This is a genomic window from Falsiroseomonas sp. RANM36, from assembly GCF_056682175.1.
Genome location: NZ_JBWXTD010000003.1, coordinates 853,021 through 863,452, shown reverse-complemented (window position 1 = coordinate 863,452; position 10,432 = coordinate 853,021). Strand labels below are relative to the sequence as shown.

Sequence of the window (10,432 nt, the reverse complement as noted above, 5' to 3'; positions counted from 1 at the left end):
GCCAGCAGGTGGGGCCACAGCTCGCTTTCCCCGACGGCGCCGGCAGCCGGGCGCCAGGCGCGCAGGAACCGCGCCACCCCGGCCGGCACGTCGAGCGGCACGAAGCGGTGGACCACCCGCGGCGCCAGCGCCGCCGGCAGGCGCTGGCCGAGCAGCTCGGCCGAGGTGACGGTGCCGGTAGTGACGAGGAAGCGCAGCGCCGGATCGCGCGTCGCCATGGCCTGCAGCGCCGGCAGCATCGAGGCCGTCTCGCCGACGCTGGCGGCATGCCACCAGAACAGCCGGCCGGGCGGGCGGGCGGCGTCCGCGCCGCGCCGCTCCGCCAACCGCGCCGCGATCTCCTTCCCGCGCCGGGCGCGCCGGGCGAGGTGCAGCGGCAGCAGCGGCGCGAGCAGCGTCGCGCCGATGCGCCAGGCGAGCGGGCCGGGGTTCATGGCCGGATGCCGACCGCCGCATCGGCCGCGTCGCAGGCGGCGTCGAGCTCGGCGGCGATCTCCGCCAGCGCCGCCTCCGCCCCGTCGCGCGGCACGCGGATCAGCCGGCCGCAGGCGATGGCGCCGCGGCCGAAGGGCAGCGGCAGCATCATCCGGTCCCAGCTCGGCAGCAGGCGATGGCGGCGGGTGGCGCCGCCGAGCGGCAGCACCGCGGCGCCGGAGAGCGCGGCGAGCTGCGCCACGCCCGGCGCGGCGCGCCGGCGGGGCCCGCGCGGCCCGTCCGGGGTGATCGCCACCGGGTCGCCGCGTTCCAGGATGCGCATCATCTCGAGCAGGGCCTGCCCGCCGCCGCGGGAGGAGGAGCCATAGACCATCCGGAAGCCGAAGCGCTCGACCGCCGCGCCGATGAAGCGCCCGTCGCGGTGCTGGCTGACCAGGATGTAGGGCGTCAGCCGGGCGATGGCGGGGTTCTCGGCGATGGCCAGGCGGCGGACCACCGGCAGCACCGGCAGGCGCTCATGCCAGAAGGCGAGGATGAGCGGCCGCCCCGACGCCACCTCGGCCAGGGCGGCGTCCCGGTTCAGCAGCGTCCAGCGCGTGGTGCGGGCGACGAAGGCGATGTAGGCGCCGAGGATGCGCGCCAGCCCGGCCTGCACGGCGGGATGGCGGATCAGCCGGCGCATGGATCCCGCGGCAGGAGGCACGTCATGCCCGCGCCCCTAGCACGGCCGGCGCGGGACAGGAAATTTCAGCTCCGCGTTGCCCTCACCCCCCGATCGGGACGAGGCTGTCGCGGAAGCGGCGGGCGCAGGCGTCCCAGGAATACTGCTCGGCATGGGCGCGGCAGAGCGCCCGGTCTGCCCCCAGCGCCCGCAGGCAGGCGGCGCGCAGGTCCGCGTCCAGCGCCCCCACCGGCGCATCCGCAATCACGTCGAGCGGCCCGGTCACCGGATAGGCGGCCACCGGCGTGCCGCTGGCCAACGCCTCCAGCAGCACGAGCCCGAAGGTGTCGGTGCGGGAGGGGAAGACGAAGACATCGGCCTGCGCATAGGCCCGGGCGAGAGCGCCATTCTCCCGGTAGCCGGTGAAATGCGCGGCGGGGAAGCGCTTCTGCAGCGCCGCGCGCTGCGGCCCGTCGCCCACCACCACCTTGCTGCCCGGCAGGTCGAGGGCGAGGAAGGCCTCGATGTTCTTCTCCACCGCGACGCGCCCGGCATAGAGGAAGATGGGCCGCGGCAAGCCTTCCCAGGGCTCGGGCGCGCCGTGGCGCGCGGCCTCGGGCCGGAAGCGGGCGAGGTCCACGCCGCGGGACCACGGCACGACCTGGGTGAAGCCGCGGCCGGCGAGCTCGCGGGCGAGGGAGGGCGTGGCGCAGAAGGTGCCGGACCCGGCCCCGTGGAAGCGGCGCATCACCGCCCAGGACCAGGCGGTGGGGATGCGCGTGCGCGCGTGCAGGTATTCCGGGAAGCGGGTGTGGAAGCTGGTGGTGAAGCGCCAGCCGCGCTTGCGGCAGAGGCCGCGCATCGCCCAGCCGAGCGGCCCTTCGGTGGAGATGTGCACCGCGTCCGGCGCGAAACCGTCCGCCATGCGCGCCAGCGACCGGCCGGGCGCCAGCGCCAGCCGGATCTCCGCATAGCCCGGCATGGGGAAGGAGGCGAAGCGGTCCGGCCCGATCACCTCCACCGCGTCGCCCGCCGCGCGCAGCGCGTCCACCACGATGGACAGCGTGCGCACCACGCCGTTGACCTGCGGATGCCAGGCGTCGCTGACGATCAGGATGCGACGCGGTGCCGGCCGGGTGCCGGCCAGTCCGCCCATGCCCCAGGGGGCGGTGCTGTCCAAGGGGCGGGCCCGGCTCAGGCTGCCGCGGCGACGGAGCCCGCCGGCGCCTGGAAGAAGGAGAGCCGGTTCTCCCGCGCCCAGTCCACCAGCTCGAAGCGGCCGTCGGGGTGCTCGACCAGCGCGGTGCAGCTTTCCACCCAGTCGCCGTCGTTCATGTAGAGCACGCCGCCCACCATGCGCATCTCGGCGTGGTGGATATGGCCGCAGACCACGCCGTCCAGGCCGCGGCGGCGGGCTTCCTGCGCCAGCGCCGTCTCGAAGCGGTCGATCGCCTTCACCGCCTCCTTCACCTGGCGCTTCAGCCATTGCGAGAGCGACCAGTAGGGATAGCCGAAGCGCCGGCGCGCCGCGTTGAACCAGCGGTTCATCGTCAGTGCCCAGTCATAGGCCCAGTCGCCGAGATGGGCGAGGAACTTGGCGTAGCGCACCACGCTGTCGAACTGGTCGCCATGGATCACGAGGTAGCGGCGGCCATCCGCGGCGACATGCACCGCCTCGTTCGCCAGGCGCACGCCGGCGATCTCCATGCCGAGCCAGTCCCGCAGCGCCTCGTCGTGGTTGCCGGGGATGTAGGTGACCTCCGTGCCGTTGCGCGCGGCGCGCAGCACCAGGCGGATCACCTCGTCATGCTGCGCGTCCCAGTACCAGGATTTCCTGAGCCGCCAGCCATCCACGATGTCGCCGACCAGGAACAGGCGGTCGCATTCCACGCGGTTCAGGAAATCCACCAGGAAGTCGCTGCGGCAGCCGCGCGTGCCGAGATGGATGTCGGAGAGGAACACGGTGCGGTAGCGCCGCTTGGGCTCGATGCTGTGCATGCCTGTCCGGTTCCCGCCGCCACCACCGCGGCCCGCGGCGTGACGACTTCCGTTGCGTTGCCGCGCTGTAGCCGGCAACGCGGCGATTCGACGTGAATCTTGCATGACGTCGGCAGCGCGGCGGGCTGTGGAGCGATGCGCGCGCCGCATGTCACGCGGCTGTCAGCAAAGCGTTTGCGAATCGTCATGCGGCGGCGCTACGCGCCGGGCGTGCTCATCGTCTTCAATCCGGCGGCCGGCGCCGGGCGGCAACGCCGCCTCTCGCGCGCGCTCGGCGCGCTGCGCGCAAGCGGGCTCGCGCCGCAGGTCGCGGAGACGCGCGGGCCCGGCGATGCGGAGGCGCTGGCCCGCGGCGCGGCGGCGTCCGGCGTGCGGCTCGTCGTCGCGGCCGGCGGCGACGGCACCATCGCGGAGGTCGCGGCGGGTATCGCGGGAAGCGCCGCGGCGCTCGGTGTGCTGCCGCTCGGCACCGCCAATGTGCTCGCCTGGGAACTCGGCCTGCCGCGAGCGCCGGAGCGCGCGGCGGCGGTGATCGCGGCCGGGCGCATGGCGAGCCTGCGGCCGGGGGTGGCGCGCTTCGCCGACGGCAGCGCGCGGCTCTTCGTGCAGATGCTGGGCGCCGGCTTCGACGCGGCGGTGGTGGCGCGGCTCGATCTCGGCCTCAAGCGCCGCATCGGGCGCGCGGCCTATGTGCTGGAATCGCTGCGGCAGATGACGCGCTACGACTTCCCGCCGATCGCCGTGACCTGCGACGGCGTCACCACGACGGCGGCGAGCGCGATCGTCACCAAGGGCCGGCTCTATGCCGGTCGCTACCGCATCGCGCCCGATGCGCGCCCTGCCGAGCCGGGCTTCCAGCTGGTGCTGTTCCGCCGCAGCGGCGCGCTGCAGGCGGCGCTGGCCGGCGCGGCGTTGCCGCTCGGGCTGATCCCGCGCCTGCCCGGCGTGGAGATCGTGCCGGCGCGACGCATCCGCCTTGCCGCGACAGGCGCGGTGCCCGTGCAGGCGGATGGCGACCCGGCCGGTCTGCTGCCGGTGGAGGTGACGGACGCGCCCGAGCCGCTCGGCATCGTCGTGCCGTGAGGCGTGGCACGGCGCCTCAGGGATGCGTCGCCTCGTCGTAGAGGATCCGCCCGTCCACCAGATGCACCTGCCGCGAGGCGCGGGCGGCGAGGCCGGGATCGTGCGTGACGACGATCACCGAACGCCCGTCCCGCGCCACCATCTGCGCGAAGATGTCGAACACCGCGGCGGCGTTCTTCGTGTCGAGGTTGCCGGTCGGCTCGTCGGCCAGCAGCAGGGCCGGGTCATTGGCCAGCGCCCGCGCAATGGCCGCGCGCTGTCGCATGCCGCCCGAAAGCTGTTCCGGCAGCTTCTGGGCGGCATCCGCCAGGCCGAGCGTCTCGAGCAGGAACATCGCGCGCTCCCGCCCGGCCTTCTCGCCGAGCCGGCCCAGCCGGCGGATCGGGATCAGCACGTTGTCGAGGGCGCTGAATTCCGGCAGCAGGAAGTGGAACTGGAACACGAAGCCGAGCCGCGCGAGGCGCAGCGCCGCCATCTCCTTCGCCGGCAGCCGCGCCGTGTCGCGCCCTTCCAGCAGCACCTCGCCCTGCGTCGGCCGGTCCAGCAGGCCGAGCAGGTAGAGCAGCGAGGACTTGCCGGAGCCGGACGGCCCGGTGATGGCGACGAACTCGCCCGGCCCGATCGCGAGCGAGATGTCGCGCACCAGCGTGACGCCCTCCGGCAGCGTGCGCGTGACGCCGCGCGCCTCGATCAGCGGCGGGGCGGGCGCGGTCTGCGCGCGGGGCTGCGTCTCGGTCTCGGCCACGCCCGGGATACTACGCGCATTCACGGCCTGCTTGCAGGCCGCGTCGGCATCACGGATCGGCGGCGATCCGGGCTATCGCCTCGGCCAGCGCCGCCGGTGCCGACAGCATCGGCACATGGCCGGTCGGCAGCTCGGCCGGCGCCGCGATCCCGGCCGCTTCCGCCATGGAGCGCTGCAGGGCGGGCGGGATGGTGCGGTCGGCGGTGGTGAGGATGTAGGCCCGCGGCACGCTCCCGAAGCGGGCGGGCGTGAGCGTGACCGGCGTGGCGAGCGGCGGCACGGGTTCCGCCCTGTGATTGGCGACCAGCCAGGTCGCGTCGGCGGCGTCGCAATCGGAGCAGAAGGTTTCGACGATGCCCTCGCGCGCGATCGTCGCGGGCGTGTTGCGTGCCGGGTCCTCCTGCCGCCAGTGGCGGCCGACCAGGCTGTCGCGGTCGCGCTGCGAGATCGCATAGGCGCTCTCGCCCGATTGCGGCAGATAGGCCGCGACATAGACGAGGCGCCGCACCCGCTCCGGCGCCTGCTCGGCGACCGCGGAGATGACGATGCCGCCGAAGCTGTGGCCGACCAGCACCACCTCTCGCCGGTCGCCGATCGCCGCCAGCACGGCGGCGACGTAGCGCGCGAGTGTCGCCTCGGCGGCCGGCGTGGGGTCGGCGCCATGGGCGGGAAGCTCCGGCGTCAGAACCTCGTGGCCGGCGGCGGCGAGGGCCTGCGCGGTGCGCTGCCAGACCGCCGCACCCATCCAGGCGCCATGCACCAGGACGATGGGCGGGCGCGCCTGTGCGCGTGCGCGCGGTGGCAGGGCGAGTGCGAGCGGCGCGGCGGCGAGCAGCGCGCGGCGCCGGAGTGTCATGAGCATGCCTGCGTTTCCCATGCCCGATCAGCCGCCAAGCGCCGCGATGACCGCCTGCGCGGTCTCGGCGCCCGAAAAATTCTGCTGGCCCGTGACGAGGTTCTCGTCGCGCACGGCAAAGCCACGCCACAGCCCGGCCTGGATGTAGTTGGCGCCGAGCGCCTTCAGCTCGTCCTCGATGCGCCATGGCATCAGGGACTGGCCGCGCGGCAGGGCGCCGAGCGACCACACCGCGGCGTCGGCAAAGTCCTCCTCGACATTCGCGAAGCCGGTGACGGTGCGGCCGCGCACGACGGGCTCGCCATTCGACAGCCGCGCATAGCGCAGGATCGCGGTGCCGTGGCAGAGCGCGGCGGCGACCTTGCCGGCCTCGAGGAAGGCGCTGAACTTCGCCTGCAGGACCTCGGCATGCTGGAAGGTGAACATGGGCGCCTGGCCGCCGGCGACCAGGATCGCGTCGAAGGCGTCGGGCGCGATCGCCTCGGCGGGCTTCGTCGCCTCGATCAGCGCGGCGAGACGCGGGGTGGCGATGAAGCCCATGCTGACCAGGTCGTCGGCGGAATAGCCCGAGGCGTCGCGCGGATCGCTCATCGCATCGGGCACGCAGGCGCCGCCATCGGGGCTGAACAGCTCCACCGCGTAGCCGCGTTCGTGGAAGGCGAGCCAGGGATGCGTCAGCTCGCTCCACCAGAATCCGACCGGCCAGCCCGTGGTGGTGGAGGTGGCGGGGTTGGAGAGGACCAGGGCGATGCGCTTCGGGCGCGTGCGGTTGACGGGGTTGGGGTCCTTGAGACTCACGGCTCGGCGGTCCTCGGCGCTGTGTCGGCCCATGCGGGTGGGGACAGGCTGCGCGGCGACGTGACGGCGCGGAACTGAAATCGCTTGAACCGCGACTTCGACCGGAGCGAAATCACCGGGTGACGACCATCGGCCAGATCGACCTCCGCCGCCTCGACATGGCCCTGCTGCTCGTGTTCGACGGGCTGCTGCGGGAGCGGAAGGCGACCGTGGTGGCGGAGCGGCTGGGCGTGACGCAATCCTCGGTGAGCCATGCGCTGCGGCGCCTGCGCGACATCTTCGGCGACGAGCTGTTCCTGCGCCGCCCGCATGGCGTGGAGCCGACGGCGCATGCGCTGGCGCTGGCGCCGATCGTGCGCCGGATCCTGGACCTGGCGCGCGAGGCGCTGGGCGCGGATTCCGGCTTCGATCCGGCGGTGGCCGAGGGCAGCCTGCGGATCGGCGGGCTCGACTACCACTGCGCGCTGCTGGCCGCGCCGCTGCTGGCGCGCATCCGGGCCGCGGCCCCGGGCCTGACCGTCAGCTTCCGCGCCGTGGCGCGCCGCGACGCGCTGCGGGCGCTGGCGGCCGACGAGCTGGATCTGGCGCTCGGCTTCTTCTGGGCGCTGCCCGAGGAGTTCGGGCATGAGCGGCTGTTCGAGGAGAGCTACGCGGTGGTCGGCCGCGCCGGGCATCCCGCGCTGCGCCGGCTGACCCTGGCGCGCTTCCTGGAGGCGGAGCACGTCATCGTCTCGCTGGACGGCGAGTTGCGCGGCGTGGTGGACCGCGCGCTTGCGGAACGGGGCGAGGCGCGCCGGGTCGTCGCGGCGGTGCCCTACTTCCTGCCGGCCCTGGCGACCGTCGCGCGGTCCGACCTGCTCGCGACGCTGCCGGCGCGGCTGGTCAGGTCGGAGGCGCGGCGCTTCCGGCTGGCCCAGGCGAGGCCGCCGCTGCCGCTGCGCAGTTTCGACGTCTCCGCGGTGTGGCACCGGCGGCAGGCGCGCGGCGCGCTGCGCGAATGGCTGCTCGCCCGCCTGCGCGAGGCGCTGCGGGACGCGGCGCGCGCGTGATTGCCGGCCGGTCGATATCGGGCATGAGCGGAATGCGATGGCGTGCGATCCGCCCTGGCCGCAATCTCATGCCGTGGCGCGGAACGGGCGGAGGCGGCGGATGCGCATTGCGATCATCGGGGCGGGCAATGTCGGCGCGGCGCTCGGGCGGAACTGGGCGCGGCAAGGCCATGCGGTGACCTTCGGGCTGCGTGACCCGACGGCGCCGAAATATGCGGCGCTCGCCGAGGCCGGCAGGCTGGCCTCGCCCGCCGAGGCGGCGGCGGGGGCCGAGGCCGTGCTGCTCGCAACGCCGTGGCAGCAGACGGAAGCGGCGATCGCCGCGCTCGGCGATCTTTCCGGCAGGCTGGTGCTGGATGCGACGAACCCGCTGGCGATGGGACCGCAGGGGCTCGGCCTCGCCTTCGGCCACTCGGATTCGGGCGGCGAGCGCGTCGCCGCGTGGTGCCGCGGCGCCTCCGTCTTCAAGACGCTCAACACCACCGGCGCCGAGACCATGGCCGATCCGGCGGCCTATGGCGCCGCGCCGGTGATGTTCGTGGCGGGCGACGATGCCGCGCGCAAGCCGGCGGTGATGGCGCTGGTGGCCGATCTCGGCTTCGAGGCGGTGGATGCGGGGCCGCTGGCCAATGCGCGGCTGCTGGAGGCGCATGCGATGCTGTGGATCGACCTGGCGCTGAACCGCGGCCTCGGCCGCAGCTTCGCCTTCGCGCTGCTGCGGCGATAGCGGCGCGCGCTCAGGCCGCGCCGCGCACCACCTGCACCGGATCGAGCCGGCTTGCCCGGCGCGCCGGGATCACCGCCGCGATGCCCGCGGCCATCACCGCGAAGATGCTGCCCGCGACATAGACGCGCCAGTCGCGCGCCAGGATGAAGCGGTCATTGCCGGCCGGCGTGTTCACGTCGAAGCGGATCTGCGCCAGCGCCTCCACCATCAGCGCGCCCAGCACGCAGCCGGCGATCGCGCCGAGCAGGCCGGCGATGATGCCCTGCACCAGGAACAGGCGCTGGATGTCGCCCTCGGTGAAGCCGAGCGACTTCAGGATGGCGATGTCGCGCGTCTTCTCGAACACCACGGTGGAGATGATGTTGTAGATGCCGAAGGCGGCGACCAGCAGGATCGCGCCCGTCACCGAATACATGATCGCGTTCTGGATCACGAAGACGGTGAGGATGTTCTGGTTCTGCTCCTCCCAGCTCTCCGTGCGTTCGCCGAAGCGCGCCTCGATCTGGCGGGCCAGCGGCTCGGCGCGCGTCACGTCGGCCAGGCGCAGCAGGATCTGGTTCACCACGTTCGGCCGGTCCTGCAGCACCTGGTTGACCTTCAGCAGGGCGAAGCCGTGCGCCTGGTCCACGGTCTGGATGCCGGTGCGGAACAGCCCCACCACCTTCATGGACAGCGCGACGCCGGTGGGCGAGACGGCCGAGAGCGTGTCGCCCATCTGCACGCCGAGCTTGTAGGCCAGCCCTTCGCCGATGATGATCCCGTTCGCCACGCTGCGCAGATCCTCGAGCCGCCCCGCCGTCATGTCCTTCTCGATGTTGGAGACGCGGACATGGCGCGCCGGATCTATGCCGGTGATCACGGCGGAGACGTCGCGCGAGCCGTAGCGCAGCAGCGCCTGGCCCTGCAGCACCGGCGCGGCGGCCACGCCGTCTATCGCCTCCAGCATGGCGAGCTTGTCGCCGGCGGCGCGGATGCCACGGATGCTGTCGCGCGGCTTCACGCCATGCACCTGCACCGCGCCGGCCACCAGAGCCAGCTCCGCCGCCTGGGCGGGCGGACGGCGCGTCTCGTCCTTGATCGTGATGTGCGGCGCCACATCGATGATCTGGCTGACGAAATAGGTCTGGAACCCGCGCATCAGCGCGGCGATGGCGATGAAGAAGGCGACGCCGAGCGCGACGCCCGAGACCGAGACGAGGGTCTGCCGCCGGCGCCGCCGCAGCATGCCGCGGGCCAGCTCGAGGATCAGCCTCATGGCCGCAGCCGGACCGGCTGGCCGTCGCGGAGCGCCGCGGGCGGGTCGAGGACCACCGCCTCGCCGGCGGCGACGCCGCGGCGGATCTCGGTGGCGCGCGGGCCCTGCACGCCGATGCCGGCCTGCCGCTCATGCGCGACTTCCTTGACCACCACCCAGACCGTGCCGTCGCGGGTGGCGCCGGGGCGAACCGGCGGCGGCGCCGTGCCGCGGCCGGCGGAGGGCAGCACCACGGCGGCGGGCGGCACCAGCACCGCCTCCGGCGTCTCGCGCAGGACGATGTTGGCCTCGACCGTCATGCCGATCAGCAAGGGCGTGTCCTCCGGCAGGGCCAAGCGCACGCGATAGGCCTTCCGCGTGGTGTCGCCCTTCGGCGTGATCTGCGCCACCTCCCCGGTCAGGACCTGGGCGGGGAAGGCATCGGCGCGCAGCAGCACGCGCTGGCCGGGCTCGATGCGGGCGATGTCCTCCTCGTCCACCTCGGCGGTGACGCGCAACGGCAGCCTCTCGCCGATCCAGAACAGCGAGGCCGGGGTGTCCACCACCTCCCCCGCTTCCGCGTCGCGGCGCAGCACGACGCCATCGGTCGGGGCGCGGACGACGAAATCCTCCAGCCGCTGCACCAGCGCGTCGGCCGCGGCGCGCGCGGCGCGGGCGTGGCGCGCGGCCCGGGGCCGCGGGGCGCGCGCGGCGGGGGGGCGGGGGGCGGGGGGGGGGGGGGGGGTTGGGGCGGCCTGGTGGCCGCGGGCGCCGGTGCGGTTCTCGATGGCGAAGCCGCGGGGGAAGGCGCCGCCCATCGCCTCGACCAGGATGCGGGCAGTGATG

12 protein-coding genes are annotated in these 10,432 nt (G+C 74.1%); 3 read left to right on the top strand and 9 right to left on the bottom strand.

Features of this window, described 5'->3' with window-relative positions; all coding sequences use genetic code 11:
• The 4 genes from AC1MIR_RS08890 to AC1MIR_RS08875 all read right to left on the bottom strand — a co-directional run.
• A partial coding sequence (locus AC1MIR_RS08890) for a 3-deoxy-D-manno-octulosonic acid transferase (protein WP_480027814.1) occupies positions 1-434 on the bottom strand: 434 nt, incomplete at its 3' end.
• Positions 431-1,117, bottom strand: a complete 687-nt coding sequence (locus AC1MIR_RS08885; protein ID WP_480027813.1) for a lysophospholipid acyltransferase family protein — start codon at positions 1,115-1,117, stop codon at positions 431-433. The genes AC1MIR_RS08890 and AC1MIR_RS08885, both read right to left, overlap by 4 nt.
• 82 nt (positions 1,118-1,199) lie before the next feature.
• Entirely contained in the window at positions 1,200-2,252 is a 1,053-nt protein-coding gene (locus AC1MIR_RS08880) for a glycosyltransferase family 4 protein (RefSeq protein ID WP_480028729.1), read from the bottom strand.
• Positions 2,253-2,290: 38 nt separating this feature from the next.
• A complete protein-coding gene (locus tag AC1MIR_RS08875) occupies positions 2,291-3,094 on the bottom strand; it encodes a UDP-2,3-diacylglucosamine diphosphatase (RefSeq protein WP_480027812.1) in 804 nt (267 codons plus the stop codon).
• A 186-nt stretch (positions 3,095-3,280) separates the two neighbouring features.
• Between AC1MIR_RS08875 and AC1MIR_RS08870 the strand changes: the two genes are divergently transcribed.
• A complete protein-coding gene (locus tag AC1MIR_RS08870) occupies positions 3,281-4,177 on the top strand; it encodes a diacylglycerol/lipid kinase family protein (protein WP_480027811.1) in 897 nt (298 codons plus the stop codon).
• 16 nt (positions 4,178-4,193) lie between these two features.
• Here the strand turns inward: AC1MIR_RS08870 and AC1MIR_RS08865 are convergent, their stop codons facing one another.
• The 3 genes from AC1MIR_RS08865 to AC1MIR_RS08855 are packed head-to-tail and all read right to left on the bottom strand — an operon-like array spanning position 4,194 to position 6,576.
• Positions 4,194-4,946 carry an ABC transporter ATP-binding protein gene (locus AC1MIR_RS08865; RefSeq protein ID WP_480027810.1) on the bottom strand — a complete coding sequence of 251 codons (753 nt, stop codon included), beginning with the start codon at positions 4,944-4,946 and terminating at the stop codon, positions 4,194-4,196.
• A 25-nt stretch (positions 4,947-4,971) separates the two neighbouring features.
• Entirely contained in the window at positions 4,972-5,784 is an 813-nt protein-coding gene (locus AC1MIR_RS08860) for an alpha/beta fold hydrolase (RefSeq protein WP_480027809.1), read from the bottom strand.
• A 21-nt stretch (positions 5,785-5,805) separates the two neighbouring features.
• Positions 5,806-6,576 (bottom strand): type 1 glutamine amidotransferase domain-containing protein, encoded by a 771-nt coding sequence (locus AC1MIR_RS08855; protein WP_480027808.1) that lies wholly within the window; start codon positions 6,574-6,576, stop codon positions 5,806-5,808.
• 119 nt (positions 6,577-6,695) lie between these two features.
• Here AC1MIR_RS08855 and AC1MIR_RS08850 point away from each other — a divergent pair, with 119 nt between their 5' ends.
• Both AC1MIR_RS08850 and AC1MIR_RS08845 read left to right on the top strand, forming a co-directional pair.
• Entirely contained in the window at positions 6,696-7,625 is a 930-nt protein-coding gene (locus AC1MIR_RS08850) for a LysR family transcriptional regulator (RefSeq protein WP_480027807.1), read from the top strand.
• Between the two features lie 100 nt (positions 7,626-7,725).
• Positions 7,726-8,352: an NADPH-dependent F420 reductase gene (locus AC1MIR_RS08845; RefSeq protein ID WP_480027806.1), complete on the top strand. Its 627-nt coding sequence runs from the start codon at positions 7,726-7,728 to the stop codon at positions 8,350-8,352.
• Positions 8,353-8,362: 10 nt separating this feature from the next.
• Here AC1MIR_RS08845 and AC1MIR_RS08840 read toward each other — a convergent pair whose 3' ends face one another.
• Together AC1MIR_RS08840 and AC1MIR_RS08835 are read right to left on the bottom strand one after the other, a co-directional pair.
• Positions 8,363-9,607, bottom strand: a complete 1,245-nt coding sequence (locus AC1MIR_RS08840; protein WP_480027805.1) for an ABC transporter permease — start codon at positions 9,605-9,607, stop codon at positions 8,363-8,365.
• A partial coding sequence (locus AC1MIR_RS08835; protein ID WP_480027804.1) for an efflux RND transporter periplasmic adaptor subunit occupies positions 9,604-10,432 on the bottom strand: 829 nt, incomplete at its 5' end. The genes AC1MIR_RS08835 and AC1MIR_RS08840, both read right to left, overlap by 4 nt.